General features: G+C 55.8%; 15 protein-coding genes. 8 read left to right on the top strand and 7 right to left on the bottom strand.

Annotated features, from left to right (window positions below; genetic code table 11):
• Positions 1 to 26: 26 nt before the first annotated feature.
• From ACOQPU_RS16690 to ACOQPU_RS16675, 4 genes are all read left to right on the top strand, one after another.
• The gene (locus tag ACOQPU_RS16690) at positions 27 to 1,319 is read left to right on the top strand and encodes a peptidase MA family metallohydrolase (RefSeq protein ID WP_420640960.1); all 1,293 of its coding nucleotides are present in this window, start codon (positions 27 to 29) and stop codon (positions 1,317 to 1,319) included.
• A 95-nt stretch (positions 1,320 to 1,414) separates the two neighbouring features.
• Positions 1,415 to 3,010, top strand: a complete 1,596-nt coding sequence (locus ACOQPU_RS16685) for an ABC transporter substrate-binding protein (protein ID WP_420640959.1) — start codon at positions 1,415 to 1,417, stop codon at positions 3,008 to 3,010.
• A gap of 18 nt (positions 3,011 to 3,028) precedes the next feature.
• Positions 3,029 to 3,412 (top strand): fluoride efflux transporter CrcB, encoded by a 384-nt coding sequence (gene crcB / locus ACOQPU_RS16680; RefSeq protein ID WP_420640958.1) that lies wholly within the window; start codon positions 3,029 to 3,031, stop codon positions 3,410 to 3,412.
• A gap of 323 nt (positions 3,413 to 3,735) precedes the next feature.
• A complete protein-coding gene (locus tag ACOQPU_RS16675) occupies positions 3,736 to 4,950 on the top strand; it encodes a phosphoglycerate kinase (protein ID WP_420640957.1) in 1,215 nt (404 codons plus the stop codon).
• Positions 4,951 to 5,004: 54 nt separating this feature from the next.
• Here the strand turns inward: ACOQPU_RS16675 and ACOQPU_RS16670 are convergent, their stop codons facing one another.
• Together ACOQPU_RS16670 and ACOQPU_RS16665 are read right to left on the bottom strand one after the other, a co-directional pair.
• Positions 5,005 to 5,415, bottom strand: a complete 411-nt coding sequence (locus ACOQPU_RS16670; RefSeq protein WP_420640956.1) for a hypothetical protein — start codon at positions 5,413 to 5,415, stop codon at positions 5,005 to 5,007.
• A gap of 89 nt (positions 5,416 to 5,504) precedes the next feature.
• Positions 5,505 to 6,692: an ATP-binding protein gene (locus tag ACOQPU_RS16665; RefSeq protein WP_420640955.1), complete on the bottom strand. Its 1,188-nt coding sequence runs from the start codon at positions 6,690 to 6,692 to the stop codon at positions 5,505 to 5,507.
• 358 nt (positions 6,693 to 7,050) lie between these two features.
• On the opposite strand from ACOQPU_RS16665, the gene ACOQPU_RS16660 reads away from it, so the two are divergent.
• The 4 genes from ACOQPU_RS16660 (at position 7,051) to ACOQPU_RS16645 (ending at position 17,997) form a co-directional block, all read left to right on the top strand.
• Positions 7,051 to 10,272 carry a protein kinase domain-containing protein gene (locus tag ACOQPU_RS16660; protein WP_420640954.1) on the top strand — a complete coding sequence of 1,074 codons (3,222 nt, stop codon included), beginning with the start codon at positions 7,051 to 7,053 and terminating at the stop codon, positions 10,270 to 10,272.
• A 65-nt stretch (positions 10,273 to 10,337) separates the two neighbouring features.
• Positions 10,338 to 13,715 (top strand): protein kinase domain-containing protein, encoded by a 3,378-nt coding sequence (locus tag ACOQPU_RS16655; protein ID WP_420640953.1) that lies wholly within the window; start codon positions 10,338 to 10,340, stop codon positions 13,713 to 13,715.
• A 143-nt stretch (positions 13,716 to 13,858) separates the two neighbouring features.
• A complete protein-coding gene (locus ACOQPU_RS16650; RefSeq protein ID WP_420640952.1) occupies positions 13,859 to 15,004 on the top strand; it encodes a pyridoxal-phosphate-dependent aminotransferase family protein in 1,146 nt (381 codons plus the stop codon).
• A 53-nt stretch (positions 15,005 to 15,057) separates the two neighbouring features.
• Positions 15,058 to 17,997, top strand: coding sequence for an FAD-binding and (Fe-S)-binding domain-containing protein (locus ACOQPU_RS16645; protein WP_420640951.1), 2,940 nt, complete (start codon positions 15,058 to 15,060; stop codon positions 17,995 to 17,997).
• Positions 17,998 to 18,376: 379 nt separating this feature from the next.
• Here ACOQPU_RS16645 and ACOQPU_RS16640 read toward each other — a convergent pair whose 3' ends face one another.
• The 5 genes from ACOQPU_RS16640 to ACOQPU_RS16620 are packed head-to-tail and all read right to left on the bottom strand — an operon-like array spanning position 18,377 to position 21,225.
• Entirely contained in the window at positions 18,377 to 19,039 is a 663-nt protein-coding gene (locus tag ACOQPU_RS16640; protein WP_420640950.1) for a YigZ family protein, read from the bottom strand.
• A 7-nt stretch (positions 19,040 to 19,046) separates the two neighbouring features.
• On the bottom strand, positions 19,047 to 19,256 hold the full coding sequence (locus ACOQPU_RS16635) for a hypothetical protein (protein ID WP_420640949.1): 210 nt from the start codon (positions 19,254 to 19,256) through the stop codon (positions 19,047 to 19,049).
• Positions 19,257 to 19,260: 4 nt separating this feature from the next.
• On the bottom strand, positions 19,261 to 20,166 hold the full coding sequence (locus tag ACOQPU_RS16630; RefSeq protein ID WP_420640948.1) for a nucleoside hydrolase: 906 nt from the start codon (positions 20,164 to 20,166) through the stop codon (positions 19,261 to 19,263).
• On the bottom strand, positions 20,163 to 20,846 hold the full coding sequence (locus tag ACOQPU_RS16625) for a response regulator transcription factor (RefSeq protein ID WP_420640947.1): 684 nt from the start codon (positions 20,844 to 20,846) through the stop codon (positions 20,163 to 20,165). The genes ACOQPU_RS16630 and ACOQPU_RS16625 overlap by 4 nt, the downstream gene beginning before the upstream one ends.
• A complete protein-coding gene (locus ACOQPU_RS16620; protein ID WP_420640946.1) occupies positions 20,839 to 21,225 on the bottom strand; it encodes a RidA family protein in 387 nt (128 codons plus the stop codon). Before ACOQPU_RS16620 ends, ACOQPU_RS16625 begins: the two co-directional genes overlap by 8 nt.
• Positions 21,226 to 21,236 lie beyond the last annotated feature (11 nt).

Genomic DNA, 21,236 nt, shown 5'->3' with positions numbered 1-21,236 from the left:
CTCCTGACAGTTATGAAGGTAGCAATTTGAAAAAACACATTTCAATTACAATTTTAATAATCTTGGCTTGGGCTGGTTCTGCTCAATCACAAAGCAACATCACTGTTACGCGCAATGAGGCGCAGGTAGATTTTCCGCAGTCGGTGACGTTCCAACTGGAACTGGCCGATGCCAGCGATGTGGCGGAAGTGAACCTGATTTACGAAGTAGATCGGGTGAGCTGTTTGGAGGCAAATACGGCCGTTCCCATCGAACTTGACGGCAATGAGGCAGAATGGACCTGGGAAATGGTGCGCTCTGGCAATCCCCCACCAGGTGCTACGCTGCGCTGGGCGTGGCAAATCACAGACCGCAGCGGCAATGTCACCACTACGCCAGAGCAAAGCCACACCTTTGTAGATGATCGCTTTGCCTGGCAGACTGTTTCTGCGCCTAACATCCGCCTCCATTGGTACGAAGGGGACGAGGTGGGGCAGGTTTTGCTGGATGCGGCCGTTGCTGGGCTGGATCAGCTGCAAAACGAGATGGGCATTACCCTTGATAGCGAAGTGCAGCTATTTATTTACGAAGAGTCTGCCGACATGCGGGATGCGGTGCTTTACATTCAGGATTGGGCAGGTGGCGTTGCCTTTGGCAATTACAACATCATCCTCATTGGCGTGCCGCCGCGCATTGCCGAAAGCTGGGGTGTGCCGACCGTGCGCCATGAGCTGGCCCATTTGGTCATTGGGCAGTTTGGGCGCAGCTGTGTAGGCGGTAGCCGCCCCACCTGGCTCAATGAAGGGCTGGCTGTTTACGCCGAGGGCGAACCAAGCGAAACAGTTCAATCCGACATTGCCAATGGCATCGAGGACAACAGCTTTGAGCCCGTTCGCAGCCTGAATGGGGCATTTTCGGCCCATGGGCCAGAAGCAGGGATTGCCTACAGCCAGAGTTACAGTGTGGTTAAATTCCTGCTGGAAACATATGGGCAAGAGCAGATGCAGTCGCTGTTGCTGACGCTGGCTGCTGGGGAAGGGTATGATGAAGCGTTGGAAGCGGTTTACGGTTTCAATGTAGATGGGTTGGAACAAGCGTGGCGGCAAAGTTTGAACCTGCCTGCCCGTGAGATTCCGCCCACACCAACGGCCGTATCTGCCCAGGCCATCCCCACCATCGAACCATTTGGCCTGCCAGAATCCGTACCTACCGAACCGGCTGCGGCGGCAACGGCCGTACCACCCACCACCACGACCAACCCCGCAGGCGGCATCTGTAACCTTACCGTTTTCCCTTTGCTGCTGGTAGGCTTTGGCCTCGTGGTGCGGAGGCGTAAATGATTGGAGAAAAAAGCGGAACACAGAGGGGCACGGAGAATATGCAGAGTTACACCGAGACTTCTCTGTGTTACTCCATGTCTCCTCTGCGCAACTCTGTGGTCATAAAAAAATCACTTATCATCATTCTTCTCACCCTTTCGCTTCTCAATTGCCAACTTGTCACCCGCGCCCCGCAACTGCTGCAAGAAAATGCCGATATTGATCGCGACGACGCAATTTTCCTGCTGGGCGGGCAGCCACGCACCTTGGATCCGGCCAAGACGCTAGGCGGGCCTGATGGTGCGCTGGGGCATATTTTCTCTGGGTTGGTGATGCTGGATGCAGATTTGCAGGTGCAGCCTGAGCTCGCTGCTGGCTGGGAAGTAAGCGACGATGGACTGACCTACACGTTTTACCTGCGCAAAAACGTGCTTTTTCATGATGGACGGCCGTTTACTGCTCAGGACGTCATCTTCAGCTGGGAACGCGCTGCCAATCCAGACACAGGTTCTGACACCGTGCAAACCTATCTCGGTGACATCGCAGGCATACAGGCAGTGATTGATGGACAAACCGAGCAAATTAGCGGCCTGCGGGCGATTGATGATTACACGCTCGAAGTGCAACTAACCGCCCCCGTTGTTTACTTTTTGCAAAAGTTAGCCTACCCAGTTGCCTTTGTAGTAGACAGCGAGACGGTGGACACGCGCAACTGGGAGTACACGCCCAACGGTACCGGCCCCTTCCGCCTGCGAAATTGGGAAGACGATGAAGAGATTATTTTGGTGCGCAACGACAGTTACTATCTGGAACCAGCCCGCGTGCGCCACGTCGTGTACGACTTGGGGCCGGGGCTGGCCTTGGCGCAGTATGAAGAAGGCGACATCGATCTGGTTGGCGTTGGCGGAGCCAATCTGGACCGCGTAGAAGACCCCAACAATAGGCTACATGATCAACTTCAGTTAGGCATCAGTCTTTGCACCTCAACCATTGGCTTGAACACACAAATCGCGCCATTTGACGATGTGCGGGTGCGGCAGGCGTTTAACTATGGGCTGGACAAGGAGCTATTGATTGACACTTTCTCTGGTGGCGATGCGCTGATGGCCACTGGTTCCCTGCCCCCCGGAATGCCGGGTTATACCAACGATCCCGGTCGTGGCTACCCATTTAACCCGGTGAAAGCCAACCAGCTTTTGGACGAGGCAGGCTATGCAGATCGCTCCACGTTTCCGGTGCTAACCTACACGACGTCTGGCTATGGGGATGTGGGCGGGTATGTAACGGCCGTCATCTCCCTGTGGCAAGAAACGCTCGGCATCACTATCCAACCCGTCGTCATAGATCCATTTATTTATTACGATGAGCTATATAGCGGCAACGCAGGCAACATTTACCAAAGTGGCTGGTGTGCCGACTATCCCGATCCGCAAAACTTTCTTGATATTCTGTACCATAGCAGTTCGCGGCAAAACATCGGGCGTTATGTCAACTTTGAAGTGGATGGATTGCTGGAACAGGCGCGCATCGAAGAAAATGTAGCCGCTCGATTGGCACAGTACGCTGAAATTGAGCGACGCATCGTGGCTGACGCCCCTGTTGTGTTTGTCAGCCACAGTTTGCAAGCTGCCCTCATCAGCCCCGATTTGGACGGCTATGTGCTTACCCCGATGGGCGTACGCCAATGGCATCGCGTCAGCGTGGATCGATAATCTGAACAGGAGTTGGATTTGCAAATATTAGTTATTGCCGTTGGTGGTGCGGTCGGTGCTGTGCTGCGTTATCTGGTTTCCCTGTTGGTCATCAGCCTTGCTGGCGATAGCTGGCCGTACGGCACTCTAGTGGTCAATTTGCTTGGCTGTTTTTTAATTGGTTTTTTGTGGCAGCTTTTTGATACCGTTACTTACCCGCACAATACGCGACTAATGGTGTTTACGGGCGGTTTGGGGGCATTTACGACCTTTTCTACCTTTGGTCTGGAGAGTTTGACGCTGCTGCAAGTCGGGTGCAGCCGAGATGGGCTGCTTTATTTGGCAGCTAGCAATTTGGGTGGGTTGCTTTGTGTCTGGTTGGGTTTTGTCGTCTCACGTAACGTGCTGGCCCAATTACGTTGATCCGTTTGATGCTTGTCACGTAACCCGGTGCCATTGTTCACCTTTGGCGATTTTGGCATGAAAATGTTTCGTTCTGTACGTATAATGTTGGACGGGAGAAAATATGGAATTGTGTAGAAGCCAAAAACTATTTTCAAATATAATGATGGCGCAATTAGCTTCTACTTGAGCAAACCACACAGAAACCGCACGTCGGTTTTCAAGGTATTTCCTGTGGTTTGCACGATTCACTCACAAATTATTAAAAATAGCGGTTAGTGATTGGTTGCTAGTAGCTCACAGGCTACCAGCCTTTAACCATTAGCCCCTAACTTGAGGTCAAAATGAATAAAAAAACTGTTCGCGATATTGATGTAAATGGAAAAAAAGTGCTGGTTCGCGTGGATTTTAACGTGCCGTTGAGCGGCAAAGACCCCAACGACGACATCACCGTTACCGACGACACCCGCATTCGCGCGGCACTGCCCACGCTGAATCATCTGCTGGACAACGGTGCCGCGTTGATTTTGTGTTCGCATCTGGGACGGCCGTCTTCCCCCGCAGACACCCAATTTAGCATGGCACCCGTCGCCGCTCGCCTAAGTGAACTGCTGAACCGCCCCGTGCAAACGGCCGCTAATGTGGTAGGCGCAGATGTGACTGCTGCCGCCGTCAATTTGCAGCCTGGCGACGTCTTGCTGCTGGAAAACACCCGCTTCCACCCCGGCGAAAAGAAAAACGATGCAGATTTGGCCCAGCAGCTAGCCAATCTGGCAGATTTGTACGTGAACGATGCCTTCGGTTCCGCTCACCGCGCCCACGCCAGCACAGAAGGTGTGGCTAAAGCCATTCAGGCCAAGGGCGGCACGGCCGTTGCCGGCTTTTTAATGGAGAAGGAGTTGCAGGCGTTGGGAACGGCCGTTTCCAATCCACCCCATCCCTACGTGGCCATCATGGGCGGGGCCAAAATCTCCGACAAGATCAAGCTCATTGAAAATCTGCTAGACACCGCCGCCAAAATCTTGATTGGCGGCGGCATGGCCAATACCTTCATTCGGGCCCAGGGGCATGAAACTGGCACCTCGCTGGTAGAAGCCGAGGCGCTACCTGAAGCCAAGCGGCTGCTGAACATGGCCGGTGATCGACTGGTGCTGCCCGTTGATTTTGTGGTTACAGATAAATTTGATGCCGACGCAGAAGCCGAAACTGTGGCGGCCAACAGCATCCCCGCTGACAAAATGGCACTGGACATCGGTCCCAAATCGCTGGAAACGTTTAAGGCCGCACTGCAAGGAGCCAAAATGGTGGTTTGGAACGGGCCAATGGGCGTGTTCGAGTTCCCACGCTTCGCCGTCGGCACCAATCAACTCGCGCAGCTGCTGGCAGCGCAGGTGGAAGATGGCACTGAGGTAATTATTGGGGGTGGGGATTCGGCAGCGGCCGTTACCAAAGCCGGATTGGCTGCCAAAATGAGCCACATCAGCACGGGCGGTGGCGCCAGCCTGGAACTGCTGGAAGGCAAAACGCTGCCCGGCATTGCCGCTCTGGATGATAAATAGGTAATCGGGTAACTGAGTAATTGGGTAATTATTGTTTTTCAATTACCCAATTACTCAATTACTTTCTTGATTATCTTCTTTGGGGGTAAAACGCTCAGCCAGTTTGCTCAGTTGGGTGCTGAGCCAGCGCAGGCCGTTGGCAGTGCCTTGTTTGGCCTCATGTTGCCAATCTGTTTCCCGAATTTTGGTTTTGATCGCTTCGGTTTGCTGACGCGCCTGTTCTTCGGCGGCTTTTACCATGCGCTCCTGGACGACTTGTTGGCTTTTAGTAGCGACGGCCGCTGCCCCTCGTTTCATCCCCCGCGTGGCCTTTTTGCGTAACTCGCTGTCCCACGCTTGCTTGGCTGCGCTGGCCGCCTGACTTTTTACCGCATCGACCGTGGTTGGCTGGTCTTGCTCCGGCACAAACGGCGTTTCTTCTTCCACCGGAATTTCAATTTTTAGATAACGGTTGTCTTCACTCATTGGGTTTGCCTCATTTTAATGCGTCATGCACAACCTTGTGTCGCGCACGTTCCTCTCTACGTGAAAACGAGGGCTTTGTTGCAGGAATTTTACTTGCGGGGGAGGCGCAGCGAAAATGTGCTGCCCAGGCCGACGGTACTGCTGACTTTGATACGGCCGTTGTGCCGATCCATCACAAATTTGGCAATGGTTAAACCAATGCCCAGACCGGGATACAGCGTTGGCGCACTTTCCTCTTTTTCCAGGCGGAAAAACGGCTCAAACAGGCGCAGCTTGTCAGCCGGGGCGATCCCAATCCCCTCATCCACGACGGCAATGCTCACTTCGTCTGCCTTTGGGCAAGAAACTTGAATGGCCACGGGTGCTTCAGCAGGGGAATATTTGAACGCATTTTCGATAAGCGCACGCAAAGCGAGCGTCAGGCCGCGTCGATCTGCATACACTTTGGGTACATCTGGCTGAATATCAATCGTGACCGGAGAAGAGTGATCGTTTAAAATGCTGCGGGCCGCGTTAAGCGATTCGATAAGCACATCAGCCACTTCCAGATATTCAAAAGACGGTTTTTGCGGGTGCATTTCGTACAAAATAAGCAGGTCGTTGGTGTGGCCAACCATCTTGTTGACATTGCGGGTGATGGAGTCCAATGCCTGTTGCAGCGAATCCCCCTTCATGGCTCCACTGTTGATCAATCCCAGATACCCTTTGATGGACGTGAGTGGCGTCCGCAGCTCATGGGAGAGCGTGGCGATAAATTGCGTCCGCAATTCCTCTTGCTCTTCCAGTTCCGAGTACGTTTTTTGCAAGGCGGTATTTTTTACGTTTAGCTCGTTGATGACGGCGCGGTCTGTGCGGCGAATGTGGCCGATGATTTGCCGCAGCAGGGTGCGCAACAGGCTGGGGTTGGCTTGGGCAATCGCCATGAAATCTTCTTCTTCAATGGAAAGCAGGCGGCATGGTTGGCGGGTGCGGATGGTGGCCATGCGGGTGGTTTCGCCCAAAAAGGCCATCTCGCCAAAGTAGGCACCAGGGCCAATGCTGTCTACCAAGATTTCCTGGTTGTCATCGGCATGGACAATGATGTCCACCTCTCCCTCAGCCAAAATGTAGAGGGTGGTGCCTTCTTCACCTTCTTTGCAGATGTCGGTGCGGGCAGGGTAGGCTTCGTAAACGGCCGCTTGGCTCAAAGTTTTTATGTTGTTGCGGCTCAAATCGGGGAATGCGGTTTGCAGCAAATTTAGCGTTGCTTCGTCAGGTTTTAACGCTATTTGGGTCATTTTTTCACCATCGAGCTTCTTTTTGTTGTTGCCAATCGGTTGCATTCTAGCATGGGGTGCCGCAGACAAAACTGAATTTTTACGGACTGTTCACTGGAAACGGCCGTTTTTAACAGGATTTTCTTCCTAACGCTAACTTGTTTTCTGCTAACTATTCACGCGGCCTGCATGGTCTCACCTAGGGCAAAACCTATACTAAAGATGAGAAAATCGCCCAAAAACGGTTGGAACATGACCTTTGGCGATTGATTTACCAAATTTACAAACCCATAATGCGAAAGATTTGCCCGACTTCTGCATGGGCCTTTGCCTCAATGGCTAGGCCAAAGTCCGGTGAATTAAGTGAACCAATTGAAACATGAACACCTACGTTGGTCAGCAGTTGGAACAATATAAAATCGAAGCACATATCGGTAATGGCAGCAGTGGCACGGTTTACCGCGCCACTGATCTGAATTTGGAGAGGCAAGTAGCTCTCAGGTTACTTAAGCCGAGCCTAACCAAGCATCCTGCCCGCCAGCAGCAAATTTTGAAGGCGGCGCAGGCTGCTTCCCGGCTCACGCATCCCGCCATTGTGCCCCTGTATAATTTTGGTCAGCAAAGCGACCAGCTTTATTTAGTGACGGCACACGTGGATGGCATTAGCCTGGAGCGGGTGCTGGGGCTGCTAGCACAAGATGAGCGGGTGCTGCGGCTGGATGAAACGCTGCACATCATTGGCCAAATTGCCGACGGCCTGGGCTATGCCCACCAATCTGGCGTGCTGCACGGTGATTTGAAGCCGGGCAATATTTTGATCAAGCCATTGGAACGGCCGTTGCGCACGGGTGATCCTGCCCTCAAAGCGATGCTGGCCGACTTTGGCCTCTCGCCCATTCCCGATTCTGGCATTCCCGATGGCCTGACCCCAGAGATGGCGCGGCCGCTGCGTCGCTTTGTGCCCTACCTGGCACCAGAGCGGCAGGCTGGGCAGGCCGTTGATGGCCGCGCCGATATTTATAGCCTGGGCGTGATTTTGTACCAGCTTGTGATCGGCACCCACGCTGGCCCGCCTCCAAGCCAGGCCCACGCACTGCGTGAAATGCAGCCGGGGCTGCCTGCCAACATCGCCCAAATTGTGACGAAAGCGACCGCCTACGCGCTGGCGGACCGCTACCAAATAGCGGAACAGATGGGGGATGACCTGCGCCAGGCCGCCAGCCGCCTCACTGCTGCCGATAACATGCTGTTTGCCCCTCAAGCCACCGTGGTGGATATTCGTACGCTCATTGAGGAAGATAGGCACACCCCACCCGTGCGCCCGCCGCTAGCCACTCTGGAAGAAACGGCCGTACGCCCCCAATCGCCAGCCGCACAACCCCTTGCACACGTTGATGAAGAAGCCACGCCATCGCTGCTCCCGCAAAAAAACGGACAGGCCGCCACGTCCAGTGGCTTGTTGCCAACCTTGCCACCTCCGGCCATTGGCGACCAAATCGTAATTACCGGGCAGGGACGTGCACCGCGTCACTTCGGCATGAATAAAAGCCAAATCACCATCGGCCGCGCCCCAGACAACGACATTGTCCTCTCGTCACTGGATGTGTCTCGTCGCCATGCGCGGCTAGAAAAAGTGGCGGGTAGCTGGCGCATTGTGGATGTGGAGAGTCGAGGGGGAACTTTTTACGACGGCCGTAAATTACCATCGCAGCAGCCCACCCTGTGGCAGCCGGGACAAAAGCTGCAAATTGGCCCTTACTTTTTACAATGGCAGCTTGCGGGCAAAGCATCCGCAAATCCCGCCAGCCAAACCCCTGCTGAACCCATCACCGAGCTGTTTCAGATTTCAGCCGAGGGCAGCCAAGTGCAGGCCAGCCACAGCAACTTTAGCGTGGCACTGAACCCAACCCAGGCAACGCTGGCCCCGGGTGGTGAAGCGCATTTGCAAATTGATTTGTTTAACCAAAGCAGCCAGGTGCTGGTGGTAAAAATAAGCCTAACGGGGCTGCCAGGGGTGGCCACGCTCGCCCAAAACACAGTTTCGATGACGCCGGGGGGTCGGGCGACGGTGCCGCTGACGCTGCAACTGCCGGTTAGTGAGCAGCCTTTGCTGGCGGGGCAGCATCCATTCCAACTTTTGCTCCATGCAGATGGGCCACCGGTAGAAACGGCCGTTCTGCAAGGGCAGCTCACCATTTTGTCAGAGGAATTGTTTGAACTCTCCATTTGGCCTGCTCATGTGGAAGCAGGTGGCACCTGCCGTGTCATGGTGCGGAACGATGGCAATGTAAACAGCACAGTGCAACTCACCGCGCAAGACCCGGCTGGCAAGCTGCAATTTTTTGGGGATGAGCAGCCGCTCTCGCTGGAACCGGGCAGCACGGGCACCACGGCTTACCGCATTACCCACCGTAAGAAACGGCCGTTATTCGGCCGCATCCAACAAATTCCGTTTGAAGTAGAACTTCGCACCGTCAATGGCCTGCGCCAAAATAAAATGGGCCACCTGGAACTGCGCCCCCGCTTCCCGGCCTGGGTGCTGCCGCTCATTCAACTGCTCATGGTGTTGCTGCTCATTGCCGTGGTGCTCAACTCCGTTTTTGGCAACCGCGAGAATCCAGTTGAAAATTTACCCGTCTCCACCCCCGTGCTGGGTGAGGGCACTAACGATGCACCGCCGCTTACTGCCGCCCAGCTAGCGGGCGACGACGACAGTGATGGATTAACGGGGGAACGGGAAATTGTTGTTGGTTCTGATCCCTTCAATGAAGATAGCGATGGCGACGGTTTGCTGGATGGATTGGAGGTGGACACCTACGGCACCGACCCCTTGCGTGCAGATACCGACAACGATGGCCTGACGGACCTTGCGGAAATTGAGCAACACAACACAGACCCAACCTTGGCCGATACCGATTTGGATGGTGTTTCAGATGGGCAAGAGGTGGCTGCGGGAGCCGATCCGCTGCAATTTCAGTTAGGTGGCGGTGATACGGCCGTTGCCCAAGCCACGCCTGCCACAGGAGACAATAACAACCAAGATAATGATGCCCCGGTGTCCACGCTCAGCCCACCTGTCACGGTAGCACCAAGCAACAATGAAGCCACTGTAGAGATTTCGCTGGCGGCGGAACAATCTGGCTGGCTAACGGCCGACGGGGATGTAACCATTGGCACAGGTGAATGGCCACAGGCAGGGGATTTGGTTAGCGGAACGGCCGTGCGTGGCCTGCTCACCTTCTCTTTGGCAGAAATCCCCACTGAGGCAACCATTCGCACCGCTTTTTTACGCTTTAGCGATGAATCTGCCTTGGAAGGCACCCCATTTGACACCCTCGGCTGCCTCCAGGTTGATTTTGTAGAAATTAGCCTACCAATTGACGAATTTGCTTATGACGCGCCAGGGTTCTTTATTGCCTGCGAACTAACGCCACCCAACGCCATCGATGTTACCTTTGACGTAGAAGATGCGCTCATTTTTGGACAGAGCCAGTTACACTTCCGCCTCTCCTTTGAAACTGATAGCAATGGGGACGCCGTTGCCGATCTGTACGTCATCCGTACAGCACCCACCCTCGAAATCACCTACTTTTTGCCGTAAAATTCAATCGTCTTGTAACCAAATTTATTGACACAACCCGCCACTGTGACGGATACTCCTGCATTATGGACGACTTAATTGGAAAACAGATAGACCAATATCGCATTGAAGCTGTGCTGGGTGAGGGCGGCATGGGGGCTGTCTATCGGGCGGTTGACAGTAATCTGGCTCGCCCGGTGGCCCTCAAAATCATGCACCGACAGTTTGCCAGCCAGCCAGAATTCCGGCAGCGGTTTTTGCAGGAGGCTCAGGCTGCGGCCCGCCTCAACCACCCCAACATTGTGGCTATCTACAATTTTTCCAGCAGCCAAACCTACTTAAGCATTGTGATGGAGTACGTGCGCGGTTTGAGTTTGGGCGCGTACATCAAGCAGCTAGCGCAGCGGCGGCAGGTAATGGAGCTGAGTGAATCGCTCAACATCATTGCCCAGGTAGCCGATGCGCTGGGCTACGCACACCGGCTGGGCGTGGTACACCGCGACATCAAGCCAGACAACATTTTGATTGCTCGCCTGGAGCAGTCAGATCGGCCTGACGACCTGCCTGTTCGCGCTAAAGTCACCGATTTTGGTTTGGCAAAGCTGCTAGAGGGTGGGATTGAGACCCAATCTGGCACGTTTATGGGGACGCTACCGTACATGTCGCCAGAACAGGCACTGGCGTCCGCCTCGCTAGACGGCCGTTCCGACATCTATTCCCTCGGCGTGGTGCTGTACCAACTGGCGACAGGCCGCCTGCCATTTGACATAAAAACCCCAACAGACGCCGTGATGAAGCATATGCACGAAACGCCGCCGCCGCCACGCCATTTGCAACCGGGGCTGCCCGTGGCGGTGCAAAGTGTCATTATCAAAGCCATCGCCAAGCAGCCAGACGATCGCTACCAAACGGCCGAAGCCTTTGCCGCTGCCCTGCGCCGGGCCACCACGGGCCTAACGGAAGATGATGTGACCGTCTTTGCCACTGCCGCTGAAGAGACGGTGGTAAGCGTGCTAACCCAACTGCATGAAGAGATGATTGTGCAACGGCCGTCCCAAATGGCCGCCGCCGCCACATCCAGCCCCAACCAGCGGTTGGTCATCAGCCAAAAAGGGGAGTCGCCAAACACCTACAAGCTCGGCAGCGATCCAGTGCTGCTGGGCCGCTCTGAATCGTGCGACGTAACGCTTGCGGCCGATGGCATCTCGCGCCACCATGCTCGGCTAGAGCATACGCCCAGCGGCTGGCTCATCACCGATTTGGGCAGCACCAACGGCACTTTTTTAGACGAGGCCAAGCTGCTGCCGGAGGTACCAGAGCCGTGGGATAGCGGCCAGACGCTGCGCATCGGCCCATTTTTCATCCAGCTAGAAGGGCGTGCTGCGGCCACAAAATCTGAACCACCATTGGTCACTGCCCCGCAACCTGCTCATGAGCCTCCCACCGTCGTGCCCATTAGCCGCCCGCCGGGCAGCACGATCATGCAAAGCAGCACCGGGCGTTTGAGCGTGGTTGTCCACCCCACCAATGTGGAACTTTCGCCGGGCCAAAGCAGTGAAATCCAGGTGGAATTGCTTAATCAAAGCAGCGTTGTGGATCATTTTACACTTAAACTGGAAGGGTTGCCGCCAAGCTGGATTACAATGCCCGAATCGGCCGTTCAGCTCATGCCGGGGGCGCAAAGTGCGTTGCCCATCACCGTTCATCCACCCAAAGACAGCAGCGCGCGTTCTGGCCAACATCGTTACCGATTGGTCGCTGCTTCCCAAAAAGATGAAGCTGAAAAAGCGGCCGTTTCTGGTACAGTGCAACTGCGGCCGTTTACCCAATTTGCTATCGACATGCGCCCCAAAGAGATCATTAACAATGGCCTTTGCCGGGTGTTGGTGCGCAACGATGGCAATTTTGAAGCCACCTACCGCCTGAGCGGCGATGATGGGGCCAAAGCGGTGCAGTTTGAGCAGCCCACCCAGCAAGTCACGATTCCGGCTGGGGGGAAGGCTACGGTTGATTTCCAGATTGCGGCGGCGCAACGGCCGTTTACTGGCAACCCGCGCGCCAATCCTTTCAATATTCAGGTAAGCAGCGGGCCAGAAAGCCAAACGTTGCAGGGCAAGCTGGTGACCAAACCAATTTTGCCTGGCTGGGTCATCCCCATTTTTGGCATTCTGTTGGTTGTTTTATGTGTTTCCCTGGCAGTGGTATTTGCTACCTTCAATGAACGGGGACAAGATGCGACGGCAACGGCCGTTGCCCAAGCCGCCATCAGTGCCACCCAAACCGAAGAAGCCCGGCTGGGTGGTGACAGCGATGGCGACGGCCTCAGCGACGGCCAGGAAGCTGACGTAACAAATACCGATCCCAACAATCCAGATAGTGACGGTGACGGTATCTCCGATGGTGAGGAAGTCAATGACCTCGGCACCGACCCGAATGATGCCGACAGTGACGATGACGGCTTGAGTGATGGCGATGAAGCCACCTGGGATACCGATCCGCTCGATCCTGACAGCGACGGCGATACCTTGCTCGACGGCGAAGAAGTTGAAAACGGCACCGATCCCAACAATCCAGACACCGACGGCGACGGCCAGCCAGACAACGAAGACCCGGCTCCCGGCGAACTGCCTACGCCGACCGCGACAGCAACCCCGTCCCCAACGCTCACGCCGACTGCCACGGCTACCAATCAACCAACTAGTACCGCAACCGCAACCCCTACCGCCACGCCCACGGCTAGTGCCACGCCAACCTTCACTCCCACGCCCATCCCGCCCGGTGCCTGGAATGGCGTTTGGCTCAGCAACTGTGAATTTCTGGATTGCGGCAGCGTTAACCTCACTCACAACGAAGGGGAAGAAACGGTCTCTGGCACCTTTGCGGCCGGCAGCGGTACCATTGTGGGCATCATCGAAGAGAATCGGCTTACAGGAACCTGGTCGTTTGCAGGCGAAAATGGCTCGATTGATTTCTGGCTGAGTGATGATGGGCAAAGCTGGATTGGTAACTGGGACAAAACGGCCGCGTGGTGCGGCTATCGGGACGGAGAATCAGAACCAACCCCCTGCGGCGTCGCTACCTGGTACGGCAACTGGACCACCAACTGTGGTGCTGCTGGCTGTGGCACCATGACGCTTACCCAAGATGGCACCGAGGTCGAAGGCAGCTATGCCGCTGGCGACGGCATCATCGAAGCCGAAGCGGACGGCACGACCCTGACAGGCACCTGGACGCGCAATGCCACCAGCGGCGACCTGCAATTCTTCGTGCTGGAAAATGGCGAGCGGTTCAACGGTAACTACAATGGCAATTTTGCCTGGTGTGGCCATCGCAGCGGCGCGGATATGCCAGAGACTTGCCTAAACGATGGCACAGTGGTCTTCCCCCTCTTCCCGCCCATTGTGGTCACCCTCCAGCCGTTCCTGCCACCCATCGTCTTCCCCACCGCCACACCCACCCCATAAAGGTAGGGGCAGACCCCCGTGTCTGCCCAATTTGGGCGCACACGGGGAGGCACCTCTACCAGTGGCGAATCCTCTTGAAAAATTCCCTTCGGCGACGTATGATCCTGCCATTCTTGTTCCTCTAAAACACATAAGGAAGAGCCATGAAAACCTATCAAGTTAACGAAACCCACCGTCTGCAAACCGGACAGTTGAATATGCCGCCGCGTCTGCTGCTCGGCCCCGGCCCCTCCAACGCCCATCCGCGCGTGCTGCAAGCGATTAGCAACCGGCAGGTCGGGCATTTAGACCCCAGCTTCATCGCCGTGATGAACGAAATTCAGGAGATGCTGCGCTACACCTGGCAAACCAGCAATCCGTTCACGCTGCCTGTCAGCGGCACCGGCAGCGCAGCCATGGAAGCCACGCTGGCCAACCTCGTCGAGCCGAGGGATGTGGTACTGGTGGGGGTGATTGGTTACTTTGGTGAGCGGCTAGTGGATATGGCGGGTCGGTATGGCGCAGATGTAAGAAGAGTGGAACGGCCGTGGGGCGAAGTTCTCGCCCTCGACGACATCAAATCTGCCCTGGACGAACACAAACCAGCCATCCTTGCCCTGGTTCACGCCGAAACCTCTACAGGTGCCTTGCAGCCAATGGAGGGCATTGCCGAGTTGTGCCGTCAGCATAACTGCTTGCTCCTTATCGACACTGTCACCAGCCTAGCCACCGCTCCCATCTTTTTGGATGAATGGGGCGTGGACGCCGCTTACAGTTGCTCCCAAAAGGGTCTAAGCTGCCCGCCTGGAGCCTCGCCGTTCAGCCTGAGCGAACGCGCCCTCGCCAAGCTAGACCGACGGCAGGACAAGGTGCCCAACTGGTATCTGGACATGACGACGCTGGCGAATTATTGGGACGGCCGTACCCGCAGCTACCATCATACTGCCCCCATCAACAGCATGTATGCCTTGCGCGAAGGGCTGCGCCTCGTCGTGGAAGAAGGGCTAAACGAACGCTGGGCACGCCACCAGGTCAACGCCGAGCTGTTCTGGGATGGCCTGGAAGCGATTGGGTTGAGCTGCCATGTCAAAGACCCCGCCCTGCGCATCCCCGCCCTCACTACCGTCAGCGTTCCCGATGGCGTGGACGCCAAAGCCGTCGCTGGGCGGCTGCTGAACGAGTACAACATTGAGGTAGCGGGTGGTTTTGGCCAACTGGCGGGCAAGGTATGGCGCGTTGGCCTCATGGGCTTCAACAGCCGCAAAGAAAACGTCACCACCCTCCTCGCCACCCTCAAAGAGATTTTATAGCTGCTAGATTACAAAAGTCTCGAAGACTTTTGTAATCTCCTGAGAGGACGGCCGTGTCTGAAGCATTATTCGATTTCCTGAACGAGTTAGGCAAACGCACCAGCGGCGATCTTCGCACGGATGAGTACAGCCGCATCCTGTACAGCACCGACGCCTCGATTTACCAGGTGAAGCCGCACGCCGTCCTCCTGCCGCAAACGGTGGATGACGTGCAGGCGGCGGTAGAGCTGGCGGCCAAGCATCAGGTGCCGCTGCTGCCGCGCACCGGGGGCAGCAGCCTGGCCGGGCAGGCGGTTAATCACGCCTTGGTGATGGATTTCACGCGCCATCTGGACAAGGTGTTGGAGGTCAATCAGGAAGAGAGGTGGGTGCGGGTACAGCCGGGCATTGTGCTGGACGCGCTCAACATTTATTTGCGTAAATACGGCCTCCAATTTGGCCCCGACCCCGCCAGCAGCAACCGGGCGGCAATGGGGGGCATCGTCTCCAATAACTCCACCGGCAGCCACTCAATTATGTACGGCATGACGGCCGATCACGTTTTGGAGATGGAACTGCTGCTGGCGGATGGCACGTTGACTCATTTTGGGTCGCTGGAATCGGCTGTACTTCTGCAACAGACGCAAAAAAGCGGTCTCGAAGGTGACATCTACCGTCAGATAGTTGCCCTCACCCAAGACCCAACCAACCAAGAAATTATCCGCAGCGGTACGCCGCGACACTGGCGGCGCTGTGGCGGCTACAATTTGGATAGACTGGTGCCGGTGGTAAACGGCCGTCCCACCTACCACTGGCCCTATGACGGCCGATTCAACTTAGCCAAGCTCGTCTGCGGCGCAGAGGGTGGCCTGGGTGTTATCACCGAGCTAAAGCTGAATTTGGTGCCGCTGTCTCAGCACACCGCCCTGGCCATTGTTCACTTCAACAGCTTGCCGGAAGCGTTAACGGCCGTTCCCCTCATGCTGGAAGTTGGCCCCTCTGCCGTGGAACTGCTGGACAACCTGGGTCTCACCATGTGCCGCGACGTGCCGGAGTATGCCCGGCTGCTCGCCACCTTCATCCAAGGTACACCTAACTGCGTCCTCATCACCGAATTTTACGGGGAGAATGAGGCGGAAGTTGTGTCGAAGATTGACAATTTGGAGCGGCATCTCAAGGGGCAGATGGTGAATTTTGCGGCCGTTTCCCGCGCCCTCACCCCCCAACAGCAAACCAACGTCTGGACGGTACGCAAAGTCGGCCTGGGGCTGATGATGAGCATAAAAGGTGACCACAAACCGATACCGTTCATTGAAGATGCGGCCGTTCCTGTCGAGCATCTCTCAGAATACGTCACCAAAGTGGAGCAGTTCTGCAACGACATCGGCACCGACGTGGCTTACTACGCCCACGCCAGTGCGGGGTGCATCCACATACGGCCGCTCATCAACACAAAAACGGCCAAAGAAGTCGCCAAGCTGCCTGCCATCACAGAGTTCTCGGTGGATTTGCTGCGCGGCTACGGTGGCTCTTTCTCTAGCGAACACGGTGACGGCCGGGCGCGAAGCTGGCTCAACGAGAAGTTCTTCGGCCCCGATTTGTACCGCCTCTACCAGCAGGTGAAGCAAATTTTCGATCCGCACAACATTCTCAACCCCGACACCATCGTCAACGCTGGCCCGATGACGGAAAATCTGCGCTATGGCGAAAGCTACCAAGTGATCCCTATCATCCCCCATCTGGATTTCAGCAGCGATCATGGCTTTGATCGCGCCGTAGAAATGTGCAACGGAGCCGGGATTTGCCGCAAGCGCACCACCGGCACCATGTGCCCCAGCTTCATGGCTACCCGCGAGGAAGAACACGCCACGCGCGGCCGCGCCAACGCCCTCCGCGCCGCCATGAGCGGCACCTTGCCCTCCAGTGAGTTCACCAGCGAGCGCATGTACCAGGTGATGGCGCTGTGCGTTAGCTGCAAGGCGTGCAAAGCGGAATGTCCGTCCTCGGTGGACATGGCCAAAATCAAGACGGAGTTCCTGGCGCAGTACCACGACGCCCACGGCACGCCCCTGCGCGATAAACTGTTTGCTAGCATCACGCCGCTTAGTCGCCTGGGCAGTGGCTCGATGGCTCCGTTGGCAAACTGGACGTTGGGCAACGGCCTCATTCGCCAGGGGCTGGAGCGCACATTGGGCATTTCGGCCAAACGCAGCCTGCCGAAATTTGCCAGGCAATCATTTACAGATTGGTTCCATAAGCACACCCCGGTAGGGGCGCATCACGATGTACCCCTTCAGAAGGTGGTACTGTTTAATGATACCTTTTCCACCTACAACTATCCGCACATTGCCATTGCCGCCACGGAGGTGCTGGAAGCATCCGGATTTGAGGTGGTTTTGCCGGGGGTGATGGATTGCGGACGGCCGTCTTTCTCTAAAGGTCTGGTTAACAAAGCCCGCGCCATTGCCATAACGGTGCTGGATCATCTCGCGCCGCTGGCTGAACAGGGGTTGCCCATCATCTTCCTGGAACCCAGTGACCTCTCCGCCATCATGGATGATTACGAATCGCTGCTGCCCAACGACAAGCGCGTGGCGTTGGTTGCCAAGCAGAGCCGCAGTTTTGAAGCGTTTATTGCTGAATTAGCAGATAACGGGAATTTAAACCTGAATTTCACGGATGAGGCACGCCATCTGGTCCTGCACGGCCATTGCCACCAAAAGGCGCTTATCGGCACCAAGCCAGCTCACCGTGCCCTAACGCTGCCGCCCAACTACACGCTGGAGGAAGTAGACAGCAGCTGCTGTGGCATGGCTGGCTCTTTTGGCTACCAGGCGGAGCATTACGACATCTCGCTAATAATGGCGGAGCGTCGTTTGCTGCCCGCCATGCGCGCTGCCGCCCCGGATACGATTTTGGTGGCCCCCGGCGTGAGCTGCCGCCAACAAATCAAACACGGCGCAGGTCGCCAGGTGCTGCATCCGGCTGAGGTGCTACGCGCAGCTCTCAAGTAGCCGCGGATTCTTTCCGCGAATTTACTTTGCTACGCGGTAAGAAACCGCGGCTACAAAACAAAAAAGCGAGCCTGTAATTCAGACTCGCTTGGTATTTACTTTGTGTGAGTTAATAAAATAGTGGCTAACTAGAAACGGCCGTAACCATTTTTCACTAGTTGTGTTGGCTTGTGCATTTACTGCAAACAGCCCTATTTGGTGCAGTTTCCAGCCAGCCAGTGGGTTTCTGTAAGGTATTCCAAAACGATAGAACCTCCTTTCTGACTTGATGAAACTTTTTAATAAACCGTTCGCGAAATGGCCATTCGTAACGTGTTGGCAGTTTACACTTTTTTCACGCACCTAGTCAAGGTGACTAACGTGCCATTTTGGTGACATTTTAATCGGCTTCTTTGTCAAATGTGCCGAGGGGCATGATGCTGTTTTCGTTGGTTTCGATGATTTCGGCAGCGAGGGTGCCGTGTGAAAGCTCGCGGAGAGCATCCTGAAAGCCGGGGAATTTGGGGATAGTGAACTGCAAGGTCATGGTGATGTCGGCAGCGAATTCTTCATTTAGGATACGGCCGTTCCAATCCCCCACCAACAATCTTACCTGCTCTAGCAAACTGTAGGGCAGCACCAGCAGGGTGGTGTGCGTCGGCACCTTCTCGGCGCGGGGCAGAACATCTAGCACCGCTTTGGTGGCATCCCCGTAAGCACGTACCAGCCCACCAGTACCCAGCTTGGTGCCGCCAAAGTAGCGCGTCACCACGACGGCAATGTCCCCAAGGCCGCTGCCTTGCAGCACCGCCAAAATTGGCCGCCCTGCCGTGCCGGACGGCTCACCATCGTCGCTGCTGTGGGCGGTGACGATGGTGCCGTGACCAATTAAAAAGGCGGGCACGTTGTGGCTGGCGTCGCTAAATTCGGTTTTGATACGGCCAATAAACGCTCTGGCTTCCTCGACGGTGAAGGCGGGTACGGCCGTAGCCACAAACCTTGACTTCTTCACCTCAATTTCCGCCCTCGCCTCTTTTGCCGGGATGAGATACCGTTTCGACACTTTCAGGTTACTCTTTTCTAGAACCAAGAATCTGGTCTATCCGCTTTTCACGATCTTCCAGAAAGCCCTTCCAAACCTCATCAATATCTATGAGGCGACCATCTCGTTCGGCCAGTATCTCTTTGGCTAACAAATCGTTAGCTGCTAACCACGCTTCCCATGAAAGTTCTACTGTTGTCTCAGTTAGCTTTTTTGTTGGGATAGGTTCATTTTCCATTTTTTCACCTGGCAATGTAAGACCAAATCAATTCACGGCAGCGATCTGCGTCAACGGACACGGCCGTTTCCACCAAACTACCCTTTTGCGGCACGGCGCGGGTAATGCCCCGTTGGTTTTGGGGATGGAGCGTGACGGAAACGGCCGTTTCCTGCCACTCAAACAGACGCTCATCTAAAACGGCCGCCACTGCCAGCGCATCGTGCAGGGAACAATCATTGTTGCCCCAGCCCATGCTTTCTACCCGGTCAATCCATCCATCCGCCTGCGTTTTTAGCAGCTTGAGCGCCGGATCGTCATCTGGCAAGCTGGCAAAGGCGGCGCGGGAAAATGGCACTTGGCTGGTAATTTCCAGGCCGATGAGCCGCAGCGGCCAGCCTGCGTTTAGCACAATGTGCGCCGCTTCTGGATCGCAGCGAGCGTTGAACTCTGGTTCTGGATTGTCTGCCAGTGAGCCGCCCATTGTTACCACCTGGCGCACCAGCGGCACAATGTCTGGCGCCAGCCGCACGGCGAGTGCCAGATTGGTGAGCGGGCCAACGGCTATGAGCGTGATTTGCCCTGGATTAGCGCGAACGGTCTCGATGATGAGATTAGCGGCCAGCGGCAGCGGGGATTGGTCTGGCCAGGGTAGGGTTTCGCCGTACCCCGCTTGCCAGTCGGTAAACCACGCTTTTTCTTCGATGAGGCCGTGCGCTGCGCCGCGCCCCAGCGGTAAATCGGATCGCTCCAGATAGGCCAGCAGGCGGCGGCTGTTGTGAATTGCGTTTTCTAGAGTTGTGTTCCCGTGTGTGATGGTAACGGCCGTTACCCGTTCCCCCATCGCCCGCAGCAAAAAAATGAGGGCTGCCCCGTCGTCAATTTCAGCTCTGGGCGTGCCCAGGCTCATGTCTGTATCAAAAATGATCATGCCGTTACCAGCTTGTAGCCCATCCCCCAAACTGTTTCGATAGTAACGTTGTCACCCAATTTATCCCGCAAATGGGCGATATGCACGTCCACCGTGCGGGTTTGGCCGTAAAAATCGTAGCCCCAGACTAAATCCAGCAACTGCTCCCGCGATAGCACGATGTTGGGATGATCTGCCAGTGTGAGCAATAGGTCAAACTCTTTGGTACGGAGCGCGACGCGGGTGTCGCCTGCCATCACCTCGCGGCTTTTGGGGTCTATGGATACGGTTCCGATTTGGCGCACGTCGTCGTTGTCGCTACCGTTGGCGGAATCGGTGGTGCGGCGCAAGATTGCGCGTACGCGGGCAACTAGCTCACGGGGATTGAATGGCTTTGTCAGATAATCATCCGCGCCCATCTCCAGCCCTACTATTTTGTCAATATCGTCGTCGCGGGCGGTGAGCATGAGGATAGGCAGATTACTATCGGTGCGGACGCGGCGGCACACTTCCCAGCCGTCTACCTCTGGCAGCATCAAATCTAGCACCATCAGAGCCAGTTCGTTTTCCTTGACCAGGTTTAACGCCTGGGCTCCATTTTGTGCCAGAATGACCTTGTAGCCGTCTTTTTCCAGGTAGAGTCGAGCCAAATCGCGGATGTTGGCCTCGTCATCCACGACGAGAATCGTTTCATTAGGCATCAGGTATTTCGACAACCATCTCGATTTCGACTTTGGCACCTAAAGGCAGACCACGCACGGCAAAAGCGGAGCGGGCGGGGGGATTGTTGCCAATGTAACGGCCGTATACCTCATTCATCCCCGCATAATCCGCCATGTCGGCCAAAAACACCGTCGTTTTCACTACGTGGTCAAAGCTGGTGCCTGCCGCTGCCAACACTGCCTGTAAGTTCTGCATCACCCGCTCCGTCTGGGCGATGATGTCGCCTTCGATCATCTTGCCGATGGCAGGATCGATGGCCACTTGCCCAGCGGTAAACAGTAAATTCCCGGTGCGCACTGCCTGTGAATAGGGGCCTACAGCTTTGGGCGCGTCATCGGTGTGAATGATTGTCTTCATGTTTTAGTCTC

This window comes from Candidatus Leptofilum sp., assembly GCF_965223285.1.
Lineage (GTDB): Bacteria > Chloroflexota > Anaerolineae > Promineifilales > Promineifilaceae > Leptofilum.
Note: the sequence above shows the minus strand (reverse complement) of the source record. Positions and strands in the feature narration are given on the sequence as shown.

Coding starts and splice junctions, on each gene's coding strand:
- ACOQPU_RS16635 (WP_420640949.1), bottom strand. CDS start 19,256: ATGGAAAATGAACCTATCCCAACAAAAAAGCTAACTGAGACAACAGTA.
- ACOQPU_RS16625 (WP_420640947.1), bottom strand. CDS start 20,846: ATGCCTAATGAAACGATTCTCGTCGTGGATGACGAGGCCAACATCCGC.
- ACOQPU_RS16630 (WP_420640948.1), bottom strand. CDS start 20,166: ATGATCATTTTTGATACAGACATGAGCCTGGGCACGCCCAGAGCTGAA.
- ACOQPU_RS16675 (WP_420640957.1), top strand. CDS start 3,736: ATGAATAAAAAAACTGTTCGCGATATTGATGTAAATGGAAAAAAAGTG.
- ACOQPU_RS16620 (WP_420640946.1), bottom strand. CDS start 21,225: ATGAAGACAATCATTCACACCGATGACGCGCCCAAAGCTGTAGGCCCC.
- ACOQPU_RS16670 (WP_420640956.1), bottom strand. CDS start 5,415: ATGAGTGAAGACAACCGTTATCTAAAAATTGAAATTCCGGTGGAAGAA.
- ACOQPU_RS16665 (WP_420640955.1), bottom strand. CDS start 6,692: ATGACCCAAATAGCGTTAAAACCTGACGAAGCAACGCTAAATTTGCTG.
- ACOQPU_RS16660 (WP_420640954.1), top strand. CDS start 7,051: ATGAACACCTACGTTGGTCAGCAGTTGGAACAATATAAAATCGAAGCA.
- ACOQPU_RS16655 (WP_420640953.1), top strand. CDS start 10,338: ATGGACGACTTAATTGGAAAACAGATAGACCAATATCGCATTGAAGCT.
- ACOQPU_RS16650 (WP_420640952.1), top strand. CDS start 13,859: ATGAAAACCTATCAAGTTAACGAAACCCACCGTCTGCAAACCGGACAG.